The sequence below is a fragment of the uncultured Serinicoccus sp. genome (assembly GCF_947487915.1).
GTDB lineage: Bacteria > Actinomycetota > Actinomycetes > Actinomycetales > Dermatophilaceae > Ornithinicoccus.
Window position 1 is genome coordinate 125569 of sequence record NZ_CANKYH010000009.1, and the last position, 25355, is coordinate 150923.

Consider the following 25355-nt stretch of genomic DNA (forward strand, 5'->3'; position numbering starts at 1 on the left):
GTGAGGCGGCTGGCGACTTCGCCCTGGCGAGCCCGCACGGGCTAGGCTGGACGGCGATGAGTACTGACCAGCCGGCCGTCGAGGAGATCGACGCCCAGGCAGCGGCAGACGCGACCGTCGACGTCGCGACCGAGAGCCCGCAGGAGCGTTCAGCGCGCTTCGAGCGCGAGGCCATGCCGTTGCTGGACCAGATGTACAGCGCGGCCCTGCGGACCACCAGGAACCCGACCGACGCCGAGGACCTGGTGCAGGAGACCTACGCCAAGGCGTTCGCGGCCTTCCACCAGTACCGGCCCGGGACGAACCTGCGCGCCTGGATGTACCGCATCCTCACCAACTCCTACATCAACAGCTACCGCAAGAAGCAGCGCCAGCCGTTGCAGTCGGACGCGGCCGAGGTCGAGGACTACCAGCTGGCGCGGGCGGCCTCCCACACGTCCTCGGGGCTGCGCTCGGCGGAGGCGGAGGCGCTGGACCACCTGCCGGACAGCGACGTCACGAGGGCCCTCGCCAGCATCGGCGAGGACTTCCGGATGGCGGTGTACCTGGCCGACGTCGAGGGCTTCTCCTACAAGGAGATCGCCGACATCATGGACACCCCCATCGGCACCGTCATGTCCCGGTTGCACCGGGGTCGCAAGCAGCTGCGCGAGCTGCTGGCCGACTACGCCGCGGAGCGCGGCATCACGCGAGCAGGGGAGGGGTCGTGATGGCCGAGCGCCCCCAGGGTGGCGAGGACGCGGTCGACTGCGCCGGCGTGCTCCTGCGGCTCTTCGAGTTCGTGGACAACGAGACCGGACCGGTGGACCGCGCACGGATCCAGGCGCACCTGGACGACTGCGGATCCTGCCTGGCGGAGTACGACCGTGACCTGCTGCTCAAGGCACTGGTCCGGCGGGCGTGCGCACGTCAGAGCGCACCCCCGGAGCTGCGCAGCCAGATCCTCACCCGGATCACCAGCACCCAGGTCACCGTCGTCCGTCGCACCGAGACGTAGCCCCGAGGTCCCGAGCTGGGACGCGACGCGACGAGGGCCGCCCCGGTCGGGGCGGCCCTCGGTCATGCTGGCGCTCAGGCGTTCGGCTTGCGGCCGTGGTTGGCCGCCTTCTTCTTGCGGTCGCGGCGCTTGCGGGCTCGCTTGCTCATGTGGGTCCTCCCAACGATCGGTGACGGTCCCAGTGTCCCACAGGCGTTCCGTGACCAGGTCCTTGTGACTGTCGTCACGGGTATGGTAAAGGTTTGTTCAATTTTGTCCGTCGCGGTCGTCTTCGGGAGGACTGCTCTGTGACGCGTGTGGCATATTAGAAGGACGCCGGAGGTCTCACCGGCTGTCGCTCCTACCCGTCGGGGGCGTCTCTACGGAAGGACACCATCATGTTGCAGCTCATCACCGACTTCGTCACCTCGGGCGCCTTCAGCGCCCTGTTCAGCTTCATCGACGTCGTGCAGTGGAACGGCTGAGCCGACCCACTCACTCAACGAGGGGCGCGGATCGCAACGATCCGCGCCCCTCGTTCATGCCCGTGACGCTGCTGGCGGGCTCCCTCATCGCCCTCGCAGCAGCGCTGGCCGGCCTCGGGGGGTTGCTCCGGGCGCCAGACCTGGGTGCCGGTGTGGGCGTGACCCTCCTCCTCATGGGCCTGGTCACCCTGGGGGTCCAGATCCACGAACGGGGGATGAGCCACTGGAGCGTGTCCGTCTCCACGGTCGTCCTGGCCGCCGCCATCCCCATCGCTGGTCCGGTGGGGACGACCGTGGCCGCGGGCCTGCCGTACCTCACGGACTTCCGCAGCCGCAACTGGCGCACCCGCTTCTTCAACTGCGGTATGACGGCGACCATGGGCGCCGCCGGATCCCTCGTCTACCTGGCGACCGGGGGGGTGCTCGTCGACGAGATCCCGGCCGGCCCGGGGGCGTTGCTGCTGCGGGTGGGGGCCCCGCTGCTGGTCGCCTACGTGGCGATGATCGCGGTCAACGTCCTGTGCATCGGCCTGGTGTCGGCGGTGAGCAGGGGGACCCGGGTGCTGCCCGTGGCGGAGTCCGTCCTGCGCAGCCTGGGCTGGGGGTACCTCTCGCACGCCGCCATCGGCTTCCTCTTCGTGGTGCTCTGGGGGCCGGTCGGCCTGGGGCCGGGGTCGGCGCTCTTCGTGCTCGGCCCGCTGCTCATCGCGCACTGGGCCATCGGCCGGGACGCTTTGGCCCGTCGCGAGCACCAGGAGACCGTCACCACCTTCGTCGCCGCGCTGGAGGAGGCGGACCCGTCGTCCGTCGGCCACAGCGCCCGCGTGGCGGACCTGGCGGAGGCCCTCGCCGAGCAGCTCGGCGTCGGGGCCCCGGAGGCCGAGGACCTGCGCTACGCCGCGCTGCTGCACGACATCGGCATCATGGTGGTCCGCGCCGACCTGCCGACCGACCCTCAGGACGAGATCGCCTATCTCAGCGCGCTCAGCGCCCACCCCCTGGCGGGGGTCAACGTCCTCGAGGGACTCGACTTCCTGGAGGACTCGTTGCCCGCCATCGCCCACCACCACGAGCGCTGGGACGGCCGCGGCTACCCCGCCGGCCTGCGCGCCGAGGAGATCCCGCTGGCCGCGCGCATCATCGCCGTGGCCGACTCCTTCGACGCCCTGACGGGCGCGCCGGAGGGTGAGGTGGTCAGCGCCCCCGAGGCGCTCCAGGAGCTGCGTCTGCGGGCCGGGAGCCACCTCGACCCGCAGGTCGTCGAGGCGCTCGCCGGGGTGCTGGCCCGGCCGGGCAGCCCGTGGCTCGGGGGGCGGCGGTCGGCAGTCGGCGGCACCGGACGGCTCCTGCCGGACCACGACCACCCCAGCATCAGCGACGCCTTCGCCGACTGGCAGCCCGAGTCGGCCGACCTCCTCTTCCCGGGCGCGGGTGAGGCGCGGTGATCCTCACCTGGGGGACCGCCCTCGTGGGCGTGACGGTCATGGTCCTCAGCGAGGTGTGGCGCCAGACCTCCTCCGGGCCGGCGCGCGACGCCCCCCTCTCGCAGGCGACGGCCATGGCCCTGGCCATGGCGACGGCCTGGCCCGTCGCCTCCGGCGAGCCCGGGCACCTGCTCGGGATGCTCGGCCCCCTGCTGCTGGCGACGGGTGCCATGCTCCTCGTCGCCGGGTGGCGTCGACGTCTGCGCTCCACGCAGCGCGAGCTCATGCGGCTGGCGACCTCCGTGGTCGTGGCAGGGGTGCTCGTGCGCATCCCCGGGCCCGGCGGGGACACCCTGCTCGAGAGCGTCTGGCACGCCCAGGACGCCCCCGTGCTCATCGCGATCCTGCTGCTGCTGGTCGCCGTCCTCGCCGCCGCCGCCCCGCTCATCTGGCGCGGGGTCCGCGCGTCGGTACGCAGCCGGAGCATGGCCTGGGCCACCCTGAGCGGGGAGTTCGAGCGGCAGGGCCCCGTCTCGCTCGCCGGGGCCTCCACGGCGGTCGTCATGGCCCTGGCGCTGACCGAGCTGGGCCCGCTGAGCCTGGTGCTGTTCCTGGTGCCCCTCCTGGTACTCCAGCCCGCGGTCAACCGCCAGCGACGGATCCGCCGGGCCCAGCGGCAGACCATCTTCGCGCTCGCGCGCCTGCCGGAGGAGGCCGGGCTGGCGATGACGGGCCACGCCGCCCGGGTGGCCGAGCTGGCCGTGCCCATCGCCCGCGACATGGGGGTGGAGGCTGCCGACCTGCGTGACGTGGAGGCGGCTGCGCTGCTGCACGACATCGGCCAGGTAGGTCTGAGCCGGCCGGTCCCCGGCGGCGCCACGGTGGAGCTCTCGGCCCGCGACCAGCGCCAGATCGCCTCGACCGGCTCCTCGATCCTCGGGCGCACCGCCGAGCTGTCCCGGTTGGCGTCCGTGGTCGCGGACGTCGGGCTCGCCCACCACCGCGCCGTCGAGCGCGGCGACGTGGCGCTCGCCTCCCGCATCGTCCGGGTGGCCTCGGCCTACGACGACCTCACCGGCCGGGGCACGAGGCTGGCCGGCAGCAGCGCCCCCGTCGAGGCCCTCGAGCGGCTCCTGCGCAGCACCCCGCACGAGTACGACCCCGAGGTCGTCCGTGTCCTCGTCCACCAGCTGGAGCGCCGGGGATCGTTGTCCACCGGGCAGGCGGGGTCGCTGAGCCGCTGACCGCACACGTACGACGAGGACCGACCCGCCGGAGCGGCAGGTCGGTCCTCGTCGGTGCGGGAGGTCAGCCCTTCTTGGTCTCGGCGTAGATCTCCGCGATGCGCTCGATCTTGCCGAGCAGCTCGTCCGCGGTGGCCACGTCGAAGCTGCCCTTGGTGCCCGAGGCGCCGGCGAGCTTGGTGGCCTCGTTGACGAGGACGTGGAGCTCGGGGAACTGCTCGAAGTGCGGCGGCTTGAAGTAGTCGGTCCACAGCACCCAGAGGTGGTGCTTGACGAGCTCGGAGCGCTGCTCCTTGATGATCATGGCGCGCATGCGGAAGTCCGCGTCGTCGTTGTCCGCGACCTTCTCGCAGATCTTCTTGACGGACTCGGCCTCGATCCGCGCCTGGGCGGGGTCGTAGACGCCGCACGGCAGGTCGCAGTGGGCGCTGACCTCGATGGTGGGGGCGAAGAACCTGGTGAACATCGGCCATCCTTTTCAGTAGGTCGGGCGGGGGACTCCAACACCCACCACGTTAGCCTGAGCGGGTGCTGCTCGCGATCGACACCGCCACGGGGTCCGTGGGCGCCGCCCTGCACGACGGTGACGTGGTCCGCGCCGAGGTCTTCCGGCAGGACGTCCGCCGCCACGGGGAGCTGCTCGCCCCGGCGGTGAGCGACGCGCTCGACGAGGCGGGTCTGCGGATGAGCGAGGTCACCGCGGTCGTCTGCGGGGTAGGGCCCGGCCCGTTCACCGGTCTGCGGGTCGGCGTGGTCACCGCCCTCGTCCTGGCCCTGGGACGCGGGCTTCCCGCGCCCCAGGGTGTGTGCTCGCTCGACGCCCTCGCCCACGCGGCGCACCTCGGAGCAGCCGGCGCACCAGGCATACCCGGTCCTGAGCTGCTGGTGGCGACGGACGCCCGGCGGCGCGAGGTCTACTGGGCGCGCTACGAGATGACCCCGTCCGGGGCCCGCCGGGTGGGAGGGCCGGGAGTCGGTCCCGCCTCGTCGCTGCCCGAGGAGGTCCGCAGGCTCCCCGCCGTGGGGCGCGGCGGGCTGCTCTACCCGGAGTCCCTCACCGGGCAGCTCGAGAGCGCCCCCCTGGACGTCTCTCCCGGGATCCTGGCCGACCTCGCCGTCCGCCTGCGCGAGGGGACGCACCCGGACAGCGCCACCGGTCTGCTGCCGCCCGAGCCGCTCTACCTGCGCCGGCCGGACGCGGTGGAGACGAGGGCGCGATGAGCGAGGATGTCGCGCCGGAGCTGATGCGCCCCGCCACGTGGCGCGACATCCCCGCGATGCTGGCGGTGGAGCGCGCGGCCTTCCCGGACGAGCCCTGGGACGAGGCGGGCCTGTGGGCCGAGCTGGCGTCCCGGCCGCGGCGCGCCTACGTCGTCGCCGCCCGTGAGGGTCACGACGGTCTCGACGGGTATGCCGGTCTGGACGTGGCCGGCGACGTCGCCGACGTCATGACCCTCGCCGTCCACCCCCGGTCCCGCGGGCGTGGCCTGGGGGCCCTGCTCCTGGGGCGCCTGCACGAGCTGGCCCGGGACGCCGGGGCCACGAGCGTCCTGCTCGAGGTCCGTAGCGGCAACGAGGTCGCGCGCCGTCTCTACGCCGCCCGCGGCTACGAGCTGGTGCGGACCCGGGAACGGTACTACCGGTCCGGCGAGGACGCCCTCGTCCTGAGGAAGGAGCTCGACGCATGAGCGGACCTCTCGTCCTGGGCATCGAGACGAGCTGCGACGAGACGGGCGTGGGCATCGTCCGCGGCCGGACGCTGCTCTTCGACGCCATCGCGAGCAGCGTGGAGGAGCACGCGCGGTTCGGCGGAGTGGTCCCCGAGGTGGCCAGCCGCGCCCACCTGGAGGCCATGGTCCCCACCGTCGAGCGCGCCTGCCGCGAGGCCGGGGTGCGCCTGGCCGACGTCGACGCCGTGTCGGTCACGGCCGGGCCCGGTCTGGCCGGTGCCCTGCTGGTCGGGGTGGCCTCCGCCAAGGCCCTGGCGCTCGCTCTCGGCGTGCCGCTCTACGGGGTCAACCACCTGGCCGCGCACGTGGCGGTCGACGTCGTCGAGCACGGCCCGCTGCCCGAGCCGACCATGGGACTGCTCGTCAGCGGGGGGCACTCCAACCTCCTCCTCGTGCCGGACGTCACCGACGACATCCGCTCCCTCGGCGCCACCATCGACGACGCGGCCGGCGAGGCCTTCGACAAGGTGGCCCGGGTCCTGGGGCTGCCCTTCCCGGGCGGCCCGCACATCGACCGGGTGGCCCGCGACGGCGACCAGGTCGCCATCGACTTCCCGCGCGGGCTCACCTCCGGCCGGGACCTGCAGCGGCACCGGTTCGACTACTCCTTCTCCGGTCTCAAGACCGCGGTGGCCCGGTGGGTGCAGGCGCGTGAGGCGACGGGTCAGCCGGTGCCGGTCGCGGACGTCGCGGCCAGCTTCCAGGAGGCCGTCGTGGACGTCCTCACCCGCAAGGCCGTGCTGGCGTGCGCGGAGCACGGGGTCGGGGACCTCCTCATCGGTGGCGGCGTGGCCGCCAACAGCCGCCTGCGCGCGCTGGCCCAGGAGCGGTGCGACGCCGCCGGCATCCGGCTGCGCGTGCCGCGGCCCGGGTTGTGCACCGACAACGGGGCCATGGTGGCGGCGCTCGGCGCGCAGATGGTGATGAAGGGCCGCCCGGAGTCCCGGCTCGACCTGCCGGCCGACTCCTCCCAGCCGGTCGAGCAGGTCCGGGCCTGAGCCGACGGGCCCCGGCGCGACCCGCCGGCAGCCCGGACGACTTGCCCGGCGCGGGGTCGAGGCGCACCATGGACCCTCGTGCGCGTCTTCTGGGCCCACCCGGCCCGCTCGGTGACCCTCGCTTTCGTCCTGGTGGTCCTCGCGGGGACGACGCTGCTCATGCTCCCCGTGTCCCGCGGCCCGGGTGCGGAGGCCGACCTCATGGTCGCGGCCTTCACCACCGTGTCCGCCACCTGCGTCACCGGCCTCATCACCGTGGACACCGCGAGCTACTGGTCGCCCTTCGGCCAGGTGGTCCTGCTCGTGCTCATCCAGATCGGGGGGTTCGGGGTGATGACCCTCGCCACCCTCATCGCCCTCGTCGTCCGGGGCAAGCTGCGGCTGAGCACCTCGCTGGCGGCCCAGGCGGACACCCGCAGCCGCTCCCTGGGGGACGTCCGCGGCATCCTGCGCCGCATGCTGCAGCTCATGCTGCTCATCGAGGCGGTGACCTGGGCGGCGCTCACGCTGCGCTTCCACCTCGGCTACGGCTACGACTGGGGCACCGCCCTCTGGCACGGCCTGTTCCACGCCGTGTCCGCGTTCAACAACGCCGGCTTCGCGCTCTACCAGGACAGCCTCGTCGGCTTCGTGGGAGACCTGTGGATCATCGGACCGATCTGCGCGGCGCTGGTCCTCGGGGGCCTGGGCTTCCCCGTCCTGCGCGAGCTCCTGCGCGGTCGGCGGCCGGGGACGTGGACCATCCACACCCGGCTCACGGTCTGGGGCTCGGCGGTCCTCATGGTCCTCGGGGTGACGGCGTTCTGGGCCTTCGAGGCCCAGCCGGGGGGCACCCTGGCCGAGCTGGGCCCGCGGGGGCAGCTCGTCGGCGCGCTCGGGGGCGGGCTGTTCCCCCGCACGGCCGGCTTCAACTCGGTCGACTACGCGGCCATCACCGACGAGACGGAGGCCATCACCATGGCCCTGATGTTCGTCGGCGGGGGCAGCGCGGGGACCGCCGGCGGCATCAAGGTGACCACCTTCCTGCTCCTCGCCGCGGTCATCTGGTCGGAGGTCCGCGGCGAGCCCGACGTGGTCATCGGTCGGCGCCGGGTGGGGATGCCGGTGGTCCGGCAGGCGCTCTCCGTGGTGCTCCTCGCCGTGGGGCTCGTCATCGTGAGCACCATCACCCTGATGATCCTCACCGACCTGCCGCCGCTCGACCTGGGTTTCGAGGTCATCTCGGCCTTCGCGACCGTCGGCCTGTCCACGGGGATCACGGCCAGCCTCCCCCCGGCCGCGCAGCTCGTGCTCATGGCCCTGATGTTCCTGGGCCGCCTCGGCCCCATCACCGTGGCCGCCGCCCTCGCGCTCAACACCCGTCACCGTCACTACCGACTCCCGGAGGAGAGACCCATTGTTGGCTAAGAGAAGGCGTCCCGCCGACAGCGGCGCCTACACCGTCCTCGTGGTGGGCCTCGGCCGGTTCGGCACCGCGGTCTGCGAGTCGCTGGTCCGTCAGGGCGTCGAGGTGCTGGCGATCGACACCGACGAGCGACGGGTGCAGAAGTACGCCGACGAGCTGACGCACACCGTCGTGGCCGACGCGACGGACGGGGAGGCCATGCGCCAGCTCGACGTCGGCTCGGTGCGCCGGGCGGTCGTCGCGATCGGGTCCGACATCGAGGCCAGCGTCCTGTCGGTCATCACGCTGCACGAGGCGGGGGTGGAGCGCATCTACGCCAAGGCGATCACCCGCAAGCACGGCAAGATCCTGACCAGCATCGGGGCGCACCACGTCATCTACCCGGAGTACGTCATGGGTCAGCGGGTCGCCCACATGGTCACCGACGGGGTGGCCGACTACCTGGAGTTCGACGACGAGTTCGCCATCGCCCGCTGCACGGCACCGGCCGAGACGTGGAGCCGGACCCTGGCCGACTCCGGGGTCCGCACCCGGCACACGATCACCGTGGTCGGGCTCAAGCGGCCGGGGCAGGAGTTCACGTATGCCGTGCCCGAGACCCTGGTCGAGGAGGGCGACGAGCTGGTGGTCTCCGGGCGTATCGCCGACGTCGAGCGCTTCATCGCCCTCCCGCGGACCCCGCAGCGCCGATCAGTGCTCGACCGCTGACCGCGACGAGGGCGCGAGCCGCTCCACGACGAGCGCGCGGGCGGACCCGGCGACGGTCGTCAGCACGAGCACGACCTCCTCCCCGCCCCGCGCCCTCCTCGGCAGACGCAGGTCCCTGCGGAAGCCGTCGGGGTCGAGCCGGACCCCGCTCTTCTTGAGGGTGACGGGGCCGGCCGGGTCGTGATGCTCCCGCAGCCAGGCCCGCACCACCGCGGCCCGCAGGGGAAGGACCTCCCGGACCACGAACCAGCGCAGCGCCGGGTGGTCGACGGGTGCGGCGGCGGTGACGTAGCCGGTCCCGGGCGCGGTCTGCCGCCCGTCGACCGCGGAGGCCAGGGAGGCGGTCAGGCCGGCCGCGCGTACCGCGTCGTCCACCTCGGCCAGGTGGCCGAGCAGCCCGGCGGCGTCCGACAGGGCCTCCGGCGGGTCCGGGGCCTCGACGAGCTCGTCCCAGACGGCTGCCACCCCGGGCCGGCTGCGGCCGACGACCGCGCGGCGCCGGGGCGGCCCGGCGCCCCACCACAGGGCGCACTCGAGCAGGTCGCCGTCCAGGGACACCCACTCCGCGTCGGCGTCGGCCGGCACGTCGTCCGGGTCGAAGGAGGGGCCCAGCTTGGCGACCGTCGCGCGGGCCCGGCGCGCCACGTCCCGGACCTGATCGAAGGTGGGGGACAGCCCCTCCAGCCCGCGCACCCTCCGGGTGCGGCCGTGGACGTCCGCCACCCCGGGGACGCGACGGGCCGGGTCCAGGAACGCCCCGTCGCCGGCCTCGACCGGCTGGGAGAGGGCCTCACCGGTGAGCACCCGGGCCCCGGGCCACGGGGCGAGGTTGGCGCGTGCCGCGGCGGCCACCACCGGGTCCCGCTCGACCGCCGTCACCTCCAGCCCCTCCCGCGCGAAGGCGATGGCGTCGAGGCCCAGCCCGCACCCGAGGTCCAGCACGTGCCGGACCCCGGTCCGCGCCAGCCGCGCGGCCCGTCGGGTGGCCACCGCCGGGCGGGTGGCCTGCTCCAGCCCGTCCTGGGTGAGCAGCAGGTCTTCCACCCCCGGGCCGAGCCGCGGCCGTCCGCGCGTCCGCAGCCGGGACTGGGTCAGGGCGGCGGAGACCAGCTCCGGGTCGTGCCCGTCGGCGCGCAGCCGGGCCAGCAGCGCCAGCGCGTCCTGCTCGTCGTAGGGCGGCAGGGCGTCGAGCAGGCGGGCGCCCGGACCCTCGGCGAGCCGTCGCAGGAGGTCGGCGGCGGGATCGGGGGTCATCGCCCCATTCTGCGGCAGTAGATTGGGGCGCATGCCCCGCGTCTTCAGCCGCAAGGTCCACCGCCTGGTGCGTCGTGGGCGTCGGTTGGCGGTCGGCGCCGCCGGCGTCGCCCTCGCCGGCCAGCTCACGCTCGCCGCCGGGGTGGTGGCCGTGGACGCGGTCCGCAAGCGACGCGACCACGTGGACCGGGACGCCCCCGTCCAGGACCCGGTGTGCACCACGGTGCAGGGGTCGCGGGTGACGACGTACACCTACGGCCAGTACCTCTACGACGACATGATCGCCGCGATCGACCAGGCGCAGGACTTCGTCTACCTCGCGTCCTACATCTGGAAGGCCGACGACGTCGGGCAGGCGTTCAAGGAGGCGGTCGTGCGGGCCGCGGACCGGGGCGTGCTCGTCTGCCTCGTCGTCGACGGGTTCGCCAACCTCGTGGTGCCGCGGGACTTCCTCCGCTTCCCGGACGGCGTGCACATGCTGCGCTTCCCGGTGCTGCGCACCGCCCTGCCCATCGTGGACGTCCGCGCCTCCGGGCGGGACCACCGCAAGATCCTCGTCGTGGACGGCCGCGTGGGCTTCGTCGGGGGCTACAACATCGGTGCTCTCTACGCCACCAGCTGGCGGGACACGCACGTCCGGGTGGAGGGGCACAGCGTCTGGGAGCTGCAGAACGCCTTCGCCGACTTCTGGAACCGGCACAAGGGGTCCCGCCGCCCGAGGCTGCCGGACAGCGGCACGGTGGACTGGAACACCTCCATCCGGGCTGCGCGCAACGAGCCCAGCCGGGTGGTCTACCCGGTGCGCGCCCTCTACCTCGAGGGGATGGACCGGGCGGTCCACCGCATCTGGATCACCCAGGGCTACTTCATCCCCGACCGGGAGATCCTGCACGGGCTGCTCACCGCCGCCACCCGGGGGGTCGACGTGCGGGTGGTCCTGCCGGAGGCCTCCAACCACGTCCTGGCCGACGTCGTGGCCCAGTCCTACTACGAGACCTTGCTCGAGGGTGGCGTACGGATCTTCCTCTACCAGGACGTCATGGTTCACGCGAAGACCATGACCGTGGACGGCCGGTGGGCCACCATCGGCACCGCCAACATCGACCGGCTCTCCATGCAGGGCAACTACGAGATCAACCTGGAGATCGTGGACGAGGCCCAGGCCGCCCACATGGAGGACATCTTCCGCGCCGATCTCGAGCAGTGCGAGGAGCTGACCCTCGAGACGTGGGCCCAGCGGGGCGTGGGGACGCGGGTCGTCGAGCGGGTGCTGCAGCCGCTGCAGGTGCTGCTGTAGCAGGTGCGTGACCGACCCGGGCCGGCCGCAGGTCACGGGCGTGTTGGCACTCGGCTTGACCGAGTGCTAACTCGGTGCCTAGATTCGTCCCTAGCACTCTCGGCACGTCAGTGCCAGCCGCGAGAGCCGACCGACCCCCGCGACGGCGGTGGGTGATCGCGGGGGAGTGACGGCCAGCACAAGACCACCTGGCGGGCTGCACAGGCCCGTCACCTGAACGAGAAGGAAGGTAACCGTGTCGGTTTCCATCAAGCCGCTCGAGGACCGCATCGTCGTCAAGGCCGTCGAGGCCGAGCAGACCACGGCCTCCGGCCTGGTCATCCCGGACACCGCCAAGGAGAAGCCCCAGGAGGGCGAGGTCCTGGCGGTCGGTCCGGGTCGCATCGACGACAACGGCAACCGGGTCCCCATGGACGTCACCGTGGGTGACCGCGTCATCTACAGCAAGTACGGCGGCACCGAGGTGAAGTACTCCGGCGAGGAGTACCTCATCCTCTCGGCGCGCGACGTGCTCGCGATCGTCGGCTGACGACCGCTCCACCTCTCTCGACGCGTCGCCCCGGCCGCCCCTCGGGCGACCGGGGCGACGCGCATCCGGACGCACACCGCATACCTGCAAGAAAGGAGCTCTTTGCCCATGGCGAAGCAGCTGCAGTTCAACGACGACGCCCGCAAGGCGTTGGAGCGGGGCGTCGACGCCCTGGCCAACGCGGTCAAGGTGACGCTGGGCCCCAAGGGCCGCAACGTCGTCCTCGACAAGAAGTGGGGCGCCCCCACCATCACCAACGACGGCGTGACCATCGCCCGGGAGGTGGAGCTGGAGGACCCCTACGAGAACCTCGGTGCCCAGCTCGCCAAGGAGGTCGCGACCAAGACCAACGACATCGCCGGTGACGGCACGACGACCGCCACGGTGCTCGCCCAGGCCATGGTCAAGGAAGGCCTGCGCAACGTCGCCGCCGGCGCCGCCCCCTCCGGCCTCAAGCGGGGCATCGACGCCGCGGTGACCGCCATCAACGACCGCCTCCTGGAGACGGCCCGCGAGCTCGAGGGGCGCGACGAGATCGCCCAGGTCGCCGGGCTGTCGGCCCAGGACCCGCAGATCGGCGAGCTCATCGCCGACGCCTTCGACAAGGTGGGCAAGGACGGCGTCATCACGGTCGAGGAGTCCTCCACCACCGCGATGGAGCTCGAGTTCACCGAGGGGATGCAGTTCGACAAGGGCTACCTCTCGCCGTACTTCGTGACCGACAGCGAGCGGATGGAGGCCGTCCTCGAGGACGCCTACGTGCTGCTGGTGCAGGGCAAGATCTCCAAGGTCGCCGACCTGCTGCCGCTGCTGGAGAAGGTCGTGGGCGAGAGCAAGCCGCTCATGATCATCGCCGAGGACGTCGAGGCCGAGGCGCTGTCGACCCTGGTCGTCAACAAGGTGCGCGGCACCTTCAACGCGGTCGCCGTCAAGGCTCCGGGCTTCGGTGACCGGCGCAAGGCGATGCTGCAGGACATGGCGATCCTCACCGGTGGCCAGGTCGTGGCCGAGGAGGTCGGCCTGTCGCTGGACTCCGTCGGCCTGGAGGTGCTGGGCGCCGCGCGCCGCGTCGTCGCGACCAAGGACACCACGACCATCGTCGAGGGCAACGGCGACGCGCAGGCGGTCTCCGACCGCGTCGCGCAGCTGCAGGCCGAGGCCGCGGCGACCGACTCCGACTGGGACCGCGAGAAGCTCCAGGAGCGGATCGCCAAGCTCGCCGGTGGCGTCTGCGTCATCAAGGTCGGCGCCCACACCGAGGTCGAGCTCAAGGAGAAGAAGCACCGCATCGAGGACGCCGTCTCGGCGACCCGGGCGGCCATCGAGGAGGGCATCGTCGCCGGCGGTGGCTCGGCCCTGGTGCACGCCGCCTCCGCGGTCGACGGCCTGGACCTGTCCGGTGACGAGGCGGTCGGTGCCGCCATCGTGCGCAAGTCCGCCGCGGAGCCGCTGCGCTGGATCGCCGAGAACGCCGGTCTGCAGGGCTACGTCGCCACGACGCGCGTGGCGGAGATGAGCCCCGGCCAGGGTCTCAACGCGGCCACGGGTGCGTACGGCGACCTGTTCTCGGACGGCGTCATCGACCCGGTCAAGGTCACCCGCTCGGCCCTGCGCAACGCCGCCTCCATCGCCTCCATGGTCCTGACCACGGACACCCTGGTCGTGGACAAGCCGGAGGACGACGACGAGGGCCACGGCCACTCGCACTGAGTCCGGCGCGCGGGGGCCCCGTCCGGCCTCCCCGTGACACGAGACGACCACGCCCCTCCGGGTTCACCCGGAGGGGCGTGGTCGTCGGTGTCGGGGGTGGCCGCCGCGGGACGCGTGGAGGCCGGTGGTTCAGTGGTGGTGCGGGCGAGCGGCGTCCACCTGCTCGTAGTGGGCCGCCCGCTCCTCCTCGGTCATGCCGCCCCAGACGCCGTAGGGCTCGCGCACCGCGAGCGCGTGGGCGCGGCACTGCTCCAGGACGGGACAGCTCGCGCAGACCTGCTTGGCGCGCTCGTCGCGGCGGCGACGAGCGGGGCCGCGTTCCCCCTCGGGATGGAAGAAGACCTCGGGACTGGCGGTGCGGCAGGCCCCCTCGAACTGCCACTCCCACAGATCTGCCACGGGTCCGGGCTGATGTGCGGCCTCGGCCACGCGTTTCCTCCTCTCGAGGGCGGTGCCCGATCCCGCCAGCCCGCCCCGTCAGGGGCCGAGAGCACCAGGGGTCCGGGCGTGACGAGTACCTCGTCGTCCCGTCACTCTACGTCGTGCACGGCGCGCGGCATAGCCGCGGGTGCCGCGCGGTGGGGCACGCAGGGGGCCCGCCTAGAATGCCACTATGAGCGCTGGTGATCTCGAGGGCCCCGCCGACCCGTTCGCCCGGCTCGGGCTGACCTACGACGACGTCCTGCTGCTACCCGGCGAGACCGACATGTCGCCGGACCAGATCGACACGAGCAGCCGCCTGACCAGGGAGATCTCGCTACGCCTCCCCCTGGTGTCCGCGGCGATGGACACCGTCACCGAGGCGCGGATGGCGATCGCCATGGCGCGCCAGGGCGGGATCGGCATCCTGCACCGCAACCTGTCGGTCGAGGACCAGGCCCTCCAGGTCGACCTGGTCAAGCGCACCCAGACCGGGCGCATCACCAACCCGGTCACCATCGCCCCGGGGGCCACGCTCGAGGACCTGGACCGGATCTGCGGGCAGTACCGCGTCTCCGGGCTCCCGGTCGTCGACGAGCGGGGCATCCTCATGGGCATCTGCACCAACCGGGACCTCCGGTTCACGCCCGTCGCCGAGTGGGACCGCACCCTGGTGAGCGACGTCATGACCCCGATGCCGCTGGTGACCGCACCGGCCGACGTGTCGCGGGAGGAGGCCACCGCGATCCTGCGCGCGCACAAGCGCGAGCGACTTCCGCTGGTGGACGACACGGGTCGGCTGTCGGGCCTCATCACGGTCAAGGACTTCGTCAAGAGCGAGCAGTTCCCGCACGCCTCCAAGGACGGCGACGGCCGGTTGCTGGTGGGAGCCGCCATCGGCTACTTCGGGGACTCCTGGGAGCGCGCCACGACCCTGGTCGAGGCGGGGGTCGACGTCCTCGTCGCCGACACGGCGCACGGTCACGTGCGCCTGCTGCTGGACATGGTCGCCCGGCTGAAGCAGGACCCGGCCACCCGGCACGTCCAGGTCGTCGGCGGCAACGTCGCGACCGGGGCCGGCGCCCAGGCCTTCGTCGACGCCGGGGCGGACGCCGTGAAGGTGGGCGTGGGCCCCGGGGCGATCTGCACCACCCGGGTGGTGACCGGGGTGGGGGTGCCGCAGCTCTCCGCGGTGCACGAGGCGGCCCAGATCTGCGGGCCGGCCGGGGTCCCCGTCATCGCCGACGGCGGCATGAAGTACTCCGGCGACATCCCCAAGGCCCTGGTGGCCGGCGCCGAGGCGGTGATGATGGGCTCGATGCTCGCGGGCTGCGAGGAGAGCCCGGGAGAGCTGATCTTCGTCAACGGCAAGCAGTTCAAGAGCTACCGGGGGATGGGGTCGCTGGCCGCGATGAGCTCGCGGGGCAAGACCTCCTTCTCCAAGGACCGCTACTTCCAGGCCGAGGTCGCCAGCGACGACCAGCTGGTGCCCGAGGGCGTCGAGGGCAAGGTGGCCTACCGCGGGGCAGCGAGCGCCGTCGTCCACCAGATGGCCGGCGGGCTGCGCCAGGCGATGTTCTACGTCGGCGCCCGCACGGTGCCCGAGCTGCGGTCCCGAGGCCGCTTCGTGCGGATCACCCAGGCCAGCCTGCAGGAGTCGCACCCGCACGACATCGAGATGACCGCGCAGGCACCGAACTACGGCTGAGCAGCACGCGGGGCGCGTGGCGCGGGACGGGAGCACCCGCCCCGGACGGTAGCCTGACGTGGTGAGCGAGATCGAGATCGGACGAGGCAAACGGGGCCGCCGCGCCTACTCCTTCGACGACGTCGCCGTCGTCCCCTCCCGCCGCACCCGGGACCCCGAGGACGTGTCGATCACCTGGCAGATCGACGCCTACCACTTCGACCTCCCGATCCTCGCGGCCCCCATGGACTCGGTCGTCTCGCCGGAGACCGCGATCGCGCTGGGTCGCCTGGGCGGCCTGGGCGTGCTCGACCTGGAGGGGCTCTGGACCCGCTACGACGACCCCTCGGCACGGCTGGCCGAGATCGCCGGGCTCGACGGCGAGGCGGCGACGGCCCGGATGCGCGAGCTGTATGCCGCACCGATCCGCCCCGAGCTCATCACCGCCCGGCTGCGGGAGGTCCGGGAGGCCGGGGTCACCGTCGCCGGTGCCCTGTCGCCGCAGCGCACGCAGCAGTTCTGGAAGGCGGTCGTGGACGCAGGTGTCGACCTCTTCGTCATCCGCGGCACGACCGTGTCGGCCGAGCACGTGTCCAGCCAGGCCGAGCCGCTCAACCTCAAGCGGTTCATCTACGAGCTCGACGTCCCGGTCATCGTCGGCGGGGCGGGCACCTACACCGCGGCGCTGCACCTGATGCGCACCGGCGCGGCCGGCGTGCTCGTCGGCTTCGGTGGCGGGTCGACCCACCGGACGCGCACCGCCCTCGGCATCCACGCGCCCTCGGCGACGGCCATCGCCGACGTCGCGGCCGCCCGCCGCGACTACCTCGACGAGTCCGGCGGCCGCTACGTCCACGTCATCTCCGACGGGGGGACCAGCGTGTCCGGCGAGATCGTCAAGGCGGTGGCCTGCGGTGCGGATGCCGTCATGCTCGGGGCGGCGCTGGCGAGGGCGCAGGAGGCACCCGGGGCGGGTTACCACTGGGGCAGCGAGGCGCACCACCCGGAGCTGCCGCGGGGCGAGAAGGTGCACGTCGGGACGGTCGGCACCCTGGAGGAGATCCTCGTGGGACCGGCCCGGACCGCGGACGGCACGACCAACATGATGGGCGCCCTGCGGCGCGCCATGGCGACGACCGGTTATACCGAGCTCAAGGAGTTCCAGCGCGTGGATGTGGTGGTGGCGCCGTATGGCGAGCGATGACCCGCGGCAGGGGACCGACGGACGCGCGCGTCCGGCCGGGGTGCCCGAGGTGAGCGTCAGCAGGGACCCGGTGCACGTGCGGCGCCGGCGGCTGGCCGCCGGCGCCCTGCTGGGAGCCGTCCTCCTCGGCGGCTGGGGCATGGGCCAGGTGTTCGGCGGCAACGGCTCCTCGGCCGGTGACGGCGAGAGCGTGGCCGGGCCCACGGAGGCCACCGCGCCGCAGCAGGGCGCGGCGGACGGGGAGGGCTCGGGCGCCGACGCCGCGGGGGCGGCGCAGGAGGAGCCTGCCGCGGACCGCGAGACGTCCGGGGAGACGTCCGGTGAGGACACCACCGACCCGGCGGGTGCGCGGGACGAGGCCGACCAGGTGTGGCAGCGCGAGCCCGCCCCGGCCGAGCACCCGAGCGACACCACGGCGCTGGAGCAGGTCGACTACCTCACCGGTGGGCTCACGCCCAAGTCAGTCATGGCGTCCGGGCACGGCCTGATGATCGCCAACAACATGATGTACTCGCACACCTCGACCGTCTTCGACAGCACGACCCGGGAGCAGGTCGAGGTGCTGGAGGACAGCGTCGAGCTCGCGGCCTTCGGGATCGAGGGGCACCCCGGCGTCTCCCAGGGCTCCCCGGTCGAGGCGGTGTGGACCGAGGACGGCCGCTACGCCTACGTCTCCCAGTACACGATGTACGGGCAGAACTTCGGCGTCGAGGGCTTCGACGCCTGCACCCGGGACAGCGGCGTCGGCGCCTCCTTCGTCTACCGCTTCGACGCCGAGGAGATGGCGTGGGACCAGGTCTTCCAGGTGGGGGCGGTCCCGAAGTACCTCGCGCTCAGCCCGGACCAGCAGACCCTGCTCGTCAGCAACTGGTGCGACGCCACGCTCAGCGTCGTCGACACCGAGAAGGGTGAGGAGACCGGGACCGTCGAGCTGGCCGCCGCTCCGCGCGGACTGGCGATCATGCCGGACAACCGCACGGTCTACGCCGTGGCGATGTATGCCGACGAGCTCTACAAGGTGGACCTGGCCGAGGGCACCGCGGAGGTGGTCATGCAGACCCCGCCCCGGCCCCGGCACCTCAACCTCGCCGACGAGGGGCGGACCCTCTACCTCACGACGAGCGGCGGCAACGCCGTCCTCAAGATCGACACCGCCACCGACGAGGTCGTCGACGAGGCCGCGCCGGGGGCGGAGCCCCGCAGCGTCGTCCTGAGCCCGGACGAGAAGGCGCTCTACGTCGTCAACTACGACGAGGCGAGCGTGTCCAAGGTCCGGACCTCGGACATGGAGGTCATCGACACCGTCGGCGTGGACGCCAACCCGATCGGCATCGACTACGACCCGGTCACCCACACCGTCTGGGTGGCGTGCTACGGCGGGTCGATCTACGTCTTCGACGACCAGGACAGCCTGCTCTGACACCCAGGAGCACCACCTACCCTGGTGGGGTGATCCGCACCGCCCTCAGACCAGCCTGGCTGGCGCTGCTCGCGCTGCTCGTGGTGGTCGTGGTCACCTTCTACCAGCTCGGTATGTGGCAGCTCGGGGTGAGCTCGAGCGCCGCCTCCCGGGAGTTCGCGGCCGAGCAGGCGGCCCGGCCGACGGTGCCGCTCTCGGAGGCGCTCCGTCCCCAGGCCACCTTCCCCGACGACGGCGCCGGGCGCTCGGTCCTGGTGGCCGGCAGCTACCTGCCGGAGCTGCAGTTCCTCGTCCCGCAGCGGCTGCTGGAGGGCGAGGAGGGCTACTGGGTGGTCACGCCGGTGGAGGTCGCGGACAGCGGGGCGCTGCTGCCGGTCGTGCGCGGCTTCGTCACCGACCCGCAGCAGGCGGACCGGCCCGCGGGCACCCCCGTCGAGGTCACCGGCACGCTGGCGCCCGGCGAGGCCCCGGGCCCGGGGGGACTGCCCGAGGGCCAGCGCGGATCCATCGACACCGCCGAGCTCGTCAACGACTGGGACGCACCGATCTACGACGCCTTCGTGTTCCTCGTGCAGGAGCAGCCGGCCCTCACCGGCGCGGCCGTCGAGCCGGTCCCCCCGCCGACCTTCGGCGAGTCCGGGGTCCTCTGGCGCAACGTCGGCTACGGCCTGCAGTGGTTCGTCTTCGCCGGCTTCGCGGTCTACATGTACCTCCGCTTCCTGCTCGACGCGTCCCGGCGGCCGCCCGCCCCGCCGGACGCCGCACCCGCACCCGCACCCGCACCCTCGTCCCCCGCCCCGCCCGTGAAGGAGCTCCGTCCATGACCCCTCGCGCCAAGCTGCTGTTCTTCCGCGTGATGGCCTTCGTCGTCGGCGTGGGACTGCTCCTGCTGGTCCTGCACATGGTGCTCCGCTACGGCTTCGGCAACCACGCGCTGGCCTGGTGGCCCTCCCCGCACGGCTGGGTCTACATGGTCTACCTCGTGGCGACGGCGCTGCTCGGGTTCCAGCTGCGCTGGGGCCTGGGCAGGATGGTGGGGGTGATGCTCGCCGGCTGCGTGCCCTTCCTGTCCTTCTGGGTGGAGCACCGCGTGGCCCGGCAGGCACGGGTGCAGATCGAGGGCGACGAGGCCACCGGGGCCGCCGCCGGTAGGGTGACGGCGTGACCTCGGCCCCCCTCCTGGACGCCCGCCCGGTGCTCGTCGTCGACTTCGGCGCGCAGTACGCCCAGCTCATCGCCCGACGGGTGCGCGAGGCCGACTGCTACAGCGAGATCGTGCCGCACACCATGCCGGCCGAGCAGATGCTCGCCCGGGACCCGGCGGCCATCATCCTCTCCGGTGGACCCGCGTCGGTGTATGCCGACGGCGCCCCCGCGCTGGAGACCGCGGTGGTGACGGCCGGGGTGCCCGTGCTGGGCATCTGCTACGGCTTCCAGGCGATGGCCCAGGCCCTGGGCGGCACGGTGGAGCGCACCGGGCGACGCGAGTACGGCCAGAGCGACGCGACGGTCGCCGGACCCCCGAGCACGCTCTTCGCCGACCAGCCCGACCAGCAGGTCGTCTGGATGTCGCACGGGGACGCCGTGACGGCGGCCCCCCAGGGGTGCGCGGTCACCGCCCGGACCTCGGGCGCGCCGGTGGCTGCCTTCGAGGACGACGAGCGTCGGCTCTACGGCGTCCAGTGGCACCCCGAGGTGCTGCACTCCACCTACGGACAGCAGGTGCTGCGCAACTTCCTCACCCGGGGCGCGGGGATCACGCCCTCCTGGACCAGCGGGAACGTCGCCGACCAGCTCGTCGAGCAGGTGCGGGAGCAGATCGGACCCGACCGCGTCATCTGCGGGCTCTCCGGGGGTGTCGACTCCTCGGTCGCCGCCGCCCTCGTCCAGCGGGCCGTCGGCGACCAGCTGACCTGCGTCTTCGTGGACCACGGGCTGCTGCGCGAGGGAGAGGCAGAGCAGGTCGAGACCGACTTCGTGGCGGCGACCGGCGTGGACCTCGTCGTCGTCGACGCCCGGCAGCGCTTCCTCGACGCCCTGGCCGGGGTGACCGACCCCGAGACCAAGCGCAAGGTCATCGGCCGGGAGTTCATCCGGGTGTTCGAGCAGGCCGCCCGCGACGTGGTCCGGTCCCACCAGAGCGGCGCCGGCGACGACGCCGACGACACGGAGGGTGAGCACCCGGTGCGCTGGCTCGTGCAGGGCACGCTCTACCCCGATGTCGTCGAGTCCGGCGGCGGCACCGGCGCCGCCAACATCAAGAGCCACCACAACGTCGGCGGCCTGCCGGAGGACCTGCAGTTCTCCCTCGTGGAGCCGCTACGCACGCTCTTCAAAGACGAGGTGCGTCAGGTCGGCCTGGAGCTGGGGGTGCCGGAGGGCATCGTCTGGCGGCAGCCCTTCCCCGGGCCGGGCCTGGGGATCCGCATCATCGGCGAGGTGACCGCCGACCGGCTCGCGATCCTGCGTCGTGCCGACGCCATCGCCCGGGAGGAGCTCAGCGCCGCCGGGCTGGACCGCGACATCTGGCAGTGCCCAGTGGTGCTGCTGGCCGACGTGAGGTCGGTGGGGGTCCAGGGTGACGGGCGGACCTACGGACACCCGGTGGTGCTGCGCCCGGTGTCCTCCGAGGACGCCATGACGGCCGACTGGACCCGCCTGCCCTACGACGTCCTCGCCCGCATCTCCTCACGCATCACCAACGAGGTGGAGGAGATCAACCGGGTCACCCTGGACGTGACGAGCAAGCCTCCCGGGACGATCGAGTGGGAGTGAGGACCAGCCTGGCCCTGGCGGCCGGCAAGGGGACCCGTGCCCTCTCCCGGCTGCGGGGCGGGGGGTCGGCGCTGCCGGGTCTCGTGACCGAGCGCCTCGACCCGGCCGTGCTGCGGCATACCCTCGGGGCGCTGCCGCGGGGCGTGGTCGTGGTGAGCGGCACCAACGGCAAGACGACGACCACCAAGATGCTCGTGGCCCTGCTCCGGGCGCACGGCCTGCGGGTCTTCACCAACCCCACCGGCTCCAACTTCACCCGCGGGGTCATCTCCTCCCTCCTGGGCGAGGTGGGGCTCTCCGGCCGTCTGGACGCCGACGTGGCGGTGGTGGAGCTGGACGAGGCGCACGCCCTGCACTTCAGCGCCCAGGTGCCGCCGGCCCACTCGCTGCTGCTCAACGTCGCCCGGGACCAGCTCGACCGGTTCGCCGAGATCGACCACACCGCGCGGCTGCTCACCACGCTGGCGGAGCAGACGACCGGCGGGGTCGTCCTCAACGCCGACGACTCCTTCGTCTCCAGGATCCGCGGGCACGTCGGCGACGGGGTGCAGGTGCGGTGGTTCGGGGTCGACCCCAGCATCGCGGAGCGGCTGCCCGAGCTGCAGGAGGCCGACGTCCGCTACGAGGACGCCGAGCAGGCCCGGGAGCCGGGTCCCGGCGACGGGCTGCTGCTGCCCGAGGAGGACGGTCGGGCCTTCACCGTCCGGTTCGTGGGCGACCCGGATGCGGACGTCGGTCCGCTGACGCTGCGCCAGCGGGGGCTGGCCGCGATGATCAACGCCACCGCCGCCACGGCCACCGCCCGCCACCTGCTCGGTCCGTCCTTCTCCGCACCGACCGCCGCCCGCGCCCTGGAAGCCGTCGCCCCGCCGTTCGGCCGGGGCGAGGTGATCGACGTCGACGGCGCACCCCTGGAGCTGGTCCTGGTGAAGAACCCGGCCGGGTTCACCGTGGCGCTCGGCACCTACGGCACCGAGCCGGTCGCGACGATGGTCGCCATCAACGACAACTACGCCGACGGGCGCGACGTGTCCTGGCTGTACGACGTGTCCTTCGACTCCCTGCGCGAGCGGGGGGTGGCGCTCACCTCCGGGGTGCGCGCGTGGGACATGGCCCTGCGGCTGCGCTACGACGGGGTCGAGGTGGACCACGTCGAGCAGGACCTCGACGTGGCCCTGGACCGGTTCCTCGGGGACCACCGGGGCCGGCCGATGCGCATCTTCTGCACCTACACCGCCATGATGCACCTGCGGCGCCGGCTGGCCGACCGGTTCGCGCTGGCGCGCTTCGGAGAGGACCCCGACGCATGAGCGAGGACCGGGGAGTGGCGCAGGCCCTGCCGGACGACGTCGCCGCGCTGGCCGACGTGCCGGCTGACAAGGGCGAGGTGCACGTCGTCCACCTCTACCCGCGCGAGATGAGCATCTACGGCGACCTCGGCAACACCCGGTGTCTGGCCGCCCGCCTGCGCTGGCACGGCTACCGCCCGGTGGTGCACGACCACCACCCCGGGGCGCCGTGGCCCGAGCGCGCCGACATCATCCTCGGCGGCGGCGGACAGGACAGCGGACAGGTCCGGGTGACCGAGGACCTGGCGCGCCACGCGGACCGGCTGCGCGAGCTCGCCCTCGACGGCCTGCCCATGCTCATGATCTGCGGGATGTACCAGCTCTTCGGCGAGGCCTTCATCACCGTGGAGGGGCAGCGGCTGCCGGGACTGGGCATCCTGGACGTCACCACCCGCGGCAACGCCACCCGGATGATCGGTCCGGTGGTGCTCGACACCGACTTCGGCTCGGTCGTGGGCTACGAGAACCATTCCGGGTCCACGGTGCTGGGGGAGGGGCAGCAGCCGTTCGGGAGGGTCCGCCACGGCCGCGGCAACAACGGCTCCGACGGTCACGAGGGAGCCCGGACCGGCAACGTCGTCGGGTCCTACCTGCACGGCCCGGTCCTGCCGGCCAACCCGGCCCTGGCGGACGGGCTGCTGGAGGTCGCCGCCCGACGGGCCACCGGCGGGTGGTTCCCGGCGGAGGTCGACGACACCGTGGCCGACCGTGCCCACCGGGCTCAGGTGCGCAGGCTGCTCGGCTCCTGAGCGGGGAGTCCGCCGCCTCGACGGCCGGTGCGGGCGGGGGAGAGCCACCACGCGGCCACCGCGGCCAGGCCGAAGGGCACGATGACCACGTGCGCGTAGATCGCGTAGAGCAGGGCGGTCGCGGAGGCGGCGCCGGGGTCACCCCCGAGCAGCACGAGCAGCCCCGCCGTCCCGACCTCGGTGACCCCGAGGCCTCCCGGCGTGACGGCCACCACGGTGAGGAACTGGCGGAAGGTGTAGGCGCAGACCAGCTCGGCCAGCGGGAGGTCCAGACCGACCACGCGGGCGGCATACCAGTAGAGCCCGAAGAGGAGCACGAACTGGCCGGCCATCCCCAGGGTCATGGTCACGCCGCTGGTGCGCACCACGCCGGCGACCCGCCGGCGCTGGTCGGTCAGCAGCAGGTCCAGCGGCGGGCGGCCCGGGCGCGCAGGCAGGACCCTGGCCAGCAGGGGGCGGCCGAGGGCGGCCAGGGCGTCCGCCACCCGGTCGGAGAGGACGACCAGGCTCGAGAGCAGGACCAGGGCGGTGCCCACGGCGACCGCCACCCAGCCACCGCGGACGACGACGTCCGGGGCGTCGATGGGGCCGGCGACGAGGACCAGGCACCCGATGACCGGGAGCGCGACCCGCGCGAGGATGTTCCAGAGGCTCACGACGGCGACGCTGGAGGAGAGGGCCCGCCGGGCGAAGCCCCAGGAGCGGAGCATGAGGACCATGAGCCCCACCCCGAGCGCGCCGCCGAGGGGCAGCAGGTTGGCGGCGGTGGCGGACACGGCGTTGACCTTGAGCGCCTGCAGGTGGCCCAGGCCGGGCAACGACCCCATGAGCACCCAGGTGTAGCTGAACAGGCCAGCCAGGAGCAGCCCGGCCATGACGACCGCGGTGCCCGGGCAGATGCGCCCGAGCTGGGCGCCGATCTGCGCCCACGAGGTGTCGAGGAAGGAGGGCAGCCCGACGGCGATGAGCAGCACGGCCACCGTGGTGCCGAGCACCGAGGCAGCCGCGTCCTTCCAGGTCAGTCGCCGCAGCGCGGGTTCGCCTTCCTGCGCGCTCACGACTGTCCCCGGGTCATGCCCTCCATGCTGGCAGACTCCCCGTCCGGCGCCGGGTGCGACACGGCACGGGCCCCCCGTGCCGACAGCAGCCACCACAGGCCGGCCGCCGGCAGCACGAGCGGGATGAAGAGGTAGCCCTGCCCGTAGTGGCTCCACACCGTCTGGTCCGGGAACATCGAGGGGGCGAGATAGCTCCAGGTCCCGACCGCGAGGACCCCGGCCAGCTCCACGCTCAGCGCCACCAGGCTCACCCACCACGCGGCGCGTCCGCGCAGGGAGAGGGAGACCAGCGCCACGACGTAGACGGCCGCGGCGACCGCGGACAGCGAGTAGGCGAGGGGGGCCTGCTCGAACCGGGTGGAGATCTGGGCCGCCGAGCGGGAGACCGTCCCGATGACGAAGACGAGGTAGAGCGCGAGGATGACGCGGCCCGGGCCGTGACGGCGGTCTCCCGCGTCGGCCGTGACGCGGCTCATGCGGCCATCCCCACGCCATACCAGATCTGCGCGCTGCGCGCGGCCATCACGGCGACGGTGAAGGCGGCGACCGCGAGCACGAAGGTGCTCCACCGGGTGGGCTCCTGCTGGGCCCACACCAGCGCGAGGGCGGGCAGCATGAGGATGGTCACCAGGTAGGCCCAGAGCTCCCAGCCGGGCCCGACCGGGTCCGCCCCGCCCAGCTGGCGACCGAGGTAGCTCGCGCAGTAGGCGACCACCCCGGCCTGGAGCAGCAGGGTGAGCCCGACGGTCACCCGTCCGGGGGACCTGCCGTTCAGCCCGGCGAGGAGGCAGACGACGGCGATGACCAGGCCTCCCACCAGCACGGCGAGGGTCGGGGGGTCGAGGTAGGCCGAGGAGCCGGTCGTCACGACAGGCACCGGCAGCACGGTCGACGGGAGGTCACGCCACCAGGGTAGGGCTCAGGGTTGTGGAC

General features: G+C 73.0%; 26 protein-coding genes. 20 read left to right on the top strand and 6 right to left on the bottom strand.

The features are described 5' to 3' along the window. Positions 1-56 precede the first annotated feature (56 nt). The 4 genes from Q0795_RS13325 (at position 57) to Q0795_RS13340 (ending at position 4129) form a co-directional block, all read left to right on the top strand. Positions 57-710, top strand: a complete 654-nt coding sequence (locus Q0795_RS13325; protein WP_298890380.1) for a sigma-70 family RNA polymerase sigma factor — start codon at positions 57-59, stop codon at positions 708-710. Further along, positions 710-997 carry a mycothiol system anti-sigma-R factor gene (gene rsrA / locus Q0795_RS13330; protein WP_298890382.1) on the top strand — a complete coding sequence of 96 codons (288 nt, stop codon included), beginning with the start codon at positions 710-712 and terminating at the stop codon, positions 995-997. Before Q0795_RS13325 ends, rsrA begins: the two co-directional genes overlap by 1 nt. A 526-nt stretch (positions 998-1523) precedes the next feature. Then, positions 1524-2906 (top strand): HD domain-containing phosphohydrolase, encoded by a 1383-nt coding sequence (locus Q0795_RS13335; protein ID WP_298890384.1) that lies wholly within the window; start codon positions 1524-1526, stop codon positions 2904-2906. After that, positions 2903-4129: an HD domain-containing phosphohydrolase gene (locus Q0795_RS13340; protein WP_298890386.1), complete on the top strand. Its 1227-nt coding sequence runs from the start codon at positions 2903-2905 to the stop codon at positions 4127-4129. Before Q0795_RS13335 ends, Q0795_RS13340 begins: the two co-directional genes overlap by 4 nt. Positions 4130-4193: 64 nt before the next feature. Here Q0795_RS13340 and sodN read toward each other — a convergent pair whose 3' ends face one another. Further along, complete coding sequence (sodN, locus tag Q0795_RS13345; protein WP_058889836.1) at positions 4194-4595, bottom strand: superoxide dismutase, Ni; 402 nt, start codon at positions 4593-4595, stop codon at positions 4194-4196. 62 nt (positions 4596-4657) lie between these two features. On the opposite strand from sodN, the gene tsaB reads away from it, so the two are divergent. From tsaB to Q0795_RS13370, 5 genes are all read left to right on the top strand, one after another. Beyond that, a complete protein-coding gene (tsaB, locus tag Q0795_RS13350) occupies positions 4658-5350 on the top strand; it encodes a tRNA (adenosine(37)-N6)-threonylcarbamoyltransferase complex dimerization subunit type 1 TsaB (RefSeq protein WP_298890389.1) in 693 nt (230 codons plus the stop codon). After that, a complete protein-coding gene (gene rimI, locus Q0795_RS13355) occupies positions 5347-5817 on the top strand; it encodes a ribosomal protein S18-alanine N-acetyltransferase (RefSeq protein ID WP_298890392.1) in 471 nt (156 codons plus the stop codon). Before tsaB ends, rimI begins: the two co-directional genes overlap by 4 nt. Continuing rightward, positions 5814-6857, top strand: coding sequence for a tRNA (adenosine(37)-N6)-threonylcarbamoyltransferase complex transferase subunit TsaD (tsaD, locus tag Q0795_RS13360; protein ID WP_298890394.1), 1044 nt, complete (start codon positions 5814-5816; stop codon positions 6855-6857). The genes rimI and tsaD overlap by 4 nt, the downstream gene beginning before the upstream one ends. 78 nt (positions 6858-6935) lie before the next feature. Beyond that, a complete protein-coding gene (locus Q0795_RS13365) occupies positions 6936-8264 on the top strand; it encodes a potassium transporter TrkG (RefSeq protein ID WP_298890396.1) in 1329 nt (442 codons plus the stop codon). Then, the gene (locus tag Q0795_RS13370; protein ID WP_298890398.1) at positions 8257-8970 is read left to right on the top strand and encodes a TrkA family potassium uptake protein; all 714 of its coding nucleotides are present in this window, start codon (positions 8257-8259) and stop codon (positions 8968-8970) included. The genes Q0795_RS13365 and Q0795_RS13370 overlap by 8 nt, the downstream gene beginning before the upstream one ends. On the opposite strand, the gene Q0795_RS13375 is transcribed toward Q0795_RS13370, so the two are convergent. Further along, on the bottom strand, positions 8953-10224 hold the full coding sequence (locus Q0795_RS13375; RefSeq protein ID WP_298890400.1) for a class I SAM-dependent methyltransferase: 1272 nt from the start codon (positions 10222-10224) through the stop codon (positions 8953-8955). The two genes, Q0795_RS13370 and Q0795_RS13375, sit on opposite strands and share 18 nt — an antisense overlap. A 31-nt stretch (positions 10225-10255) precedes the next feature. Between Q0795_RS13375 and Q0795_RS13380 the strand changes: the two genes are divergently transcribed. The 3 genes from Q0795_RS13380 to groL all read left to right on the top strand — a co-directional run bounded on the left by Q0795_RS13380 (position 10256) and on the right by groL (position 13760). Further along, positions 10256-11521 (top strand): phosphatidylserine/phosphatidylglycerophosphate/cardiolipin synthase family protein, encoded by a 1266-nt coding sequence (locus Q0795_RS13380; RefSeq protein ID WP_298890402.1) that lies wholly within the window; start codon positions 10256-10258, stop codon positions 11519-11521. Positions 11522-11756: 235 nt separating this feature from the next. Then, entirely contained in the window at positions 11757-12050 is a 294-nt protein-coding gene (gene groES / locus Q0795_RS13385) for a co-chaperone GroES (RefSeq protein ID WP_058889829.1), read from the top strand. 108 nt (positions 12051-12158) lie between these two features. After that, complete coding sequence (gene groL / locus Q0795_RS13390; RefSeq protein WP_298890404.1) at positions 12159-13760, top strand: chaperonin GroEL; 1602 nt, start codon at positions 12159-12161, stop codon at positions 13758-13760. A 129-nt stretch (positions 13761-13889) separates the two neighbouring features. On the opposite strand, the gene Q0795_RS13395 is transcribed toward groL, so the two are convergent. Next, the gene (locus Q0795_RS13395; RefSeq protein ID WP_298890406.1) at positions 13890-14189 is read right to left on the bottom strand and encodes a WhiB family transcriptional regulator; all 300 of its coding nucleotides are present in this window, start codon (positions 14187-14189) and stop codon (positions 13890-13892) included. 184 nt (positions 14190-14373) lie between these two features. On the opposite strand from Q0795_RS13395, the gene guaB reads away from it, so the two are divergent. From guaB to Q0795_RS13435, 8 genes are read left to right on the top strand one after another with little or no spacing between them, the layout of a single operon-like run. Beyond that, entirely contained in the window at positions 14374-15888 is a 1515-nt protein-coding gene (gene guaB / locus Q0795_RS13400) for an IMP dehydrogenase (protein ID WP_298890408.1), read from the top strand. A 58-nt stretch (positions 15889-15946) separates the two neighbouring features. Beyond that, complete coding sequence (locus Q0795_RS13405; RefSeq protein WP_298890410.1) at positions 15947-17071, top strand: GuaB3 family IMP dehydrogenase-related protein; 1125 nt, start codon at positions 15947-15949, stop codon at positions 17069-17071. After that, positions 17058-18491: a YncE family protein gene (locus tag Q0795_RS13410; RefSeq protein WP_298890412.1), complete on the top strand. Its 1434-nt coding sequence runs from the start codon at positions 17058-17060 to the stop codon at positions 18489-18491. Before Q0795_RS13405 ends, Q0795_RS13410 begins: the two co-directional genes overlap by 14 nt. A 29-nt stretch (positions 18492-18520) precedes the next feature. Next, positions 18521-19315, top strand: a complete 795-nt coding sequence (locus Q0795_RS13415; protein WP_298890415.1) for an SURF1 family protein — start codon at positions 18521-18523, stop codon at positions 19313-19315. Next, on the top strand, positions 19312-19656 hold the full coding sequence (locus Q0795_RS13420) for a DUF3817 domain-containing protein (protein ID WP_298890417.1): 345 nt from the start codon (positions 19312-19314) through the stop codon (positions 19654-19656). The genes Q0795_RS13415 and Q0795_RS13420 overlap by 4 nt, the downstream gene beginning before the upstream one ends. Continuing rightward, positions 19653-21266 carry a glutamine-hydrolyzing GMP synthase gene (guaA, locus tag Q0795_RS13425; protein ID WP_298890419.1) on the top strand — a complete coding sequence of 538 codons (1614 nt, stop codon included), beginning with the start codon at positions 19653-19655 and terminating at the stop codon, positions 21264-21266. Before Q0795_RS13420 ends, guaA begins: the two co-directional genes overlap by 4 nt. Beyond that, entirely contained in the window at positions 21263-22576 is a 1314-nt protein-coding gene (locus Q0795_RS13430; protein WP_298890421.1) for a Mur ligase family protein, read from the top strand. Before guaA ends, Q0795_RS13430 begins: the two co-directional genes overlap by 4 nt. Beyond that, positions 22573-23364, top strand: a complete 792-nt coding sequence (locus tag Q0795_RS13435; protein ID WP_298890423.1) for a cobalamin biosynthesis protein CobB — start codon at positions 22573-22575, stop codon at positions 23362-23364. The genes Q0795_RS13430 and Q0795_RS13435 overlap by 4 nt, the downstream gene beginning before the upstream one ends. On the opposite strand, the gene Q0795_RS13440 is transcribed toward Q0795_RS13435, so the two are convergent. Genes Q0795_RS13440 through Q0795_RS13450 form a run of 3 tightly spaced genes read right to left on the bottom strand, consistent with a single transcriptional unit; the run spans position 23337 to position 25299 of the window. Then, positions 23337-24422 (bottom strand): lysylphosphatidylglycerol synthase transmembrane domain-containing protein, encoded by a 1086-nt coding sequence (locus tag Q0795_RS13440; RefSeq protein WP_298890425.1) that lies wholly within the window; start codon positions 24420-24422, stop codon positions 23337-23339. The genes Q0795_RS13435 and Q0795_RS13440 overlap by 28 nt on opposite strands. After that, positions 24419-24898: a hypothetical protein gene (locus tag Q0795_RS13445; protein WP_298890427.1), complete on the bottom strand. Its 480-nt coding sequence runs from the start codon at positions 24896-24898 to the stop codon at positions 24419-24421. The genes Q0795_RS13440 and Q0795_RS13445 overlap by 4 nt, the downstream gene beginning before the upstream one ends. Next, a complete protein-coding gene (locus Q0795_RS13450) occupies positions 24895-25299 on the bottom strand; it encodes a hypothetical protein (protein ID WP_298890429.1) in 405 nt (134 codons plus the stop codon). Before Q0795_RS13450 ends, Q0795_RS13445 begins: the two co-directional genes overlap by 4 nt. Positions 25300-25355 lie beyond the last annotated feature (56 nt).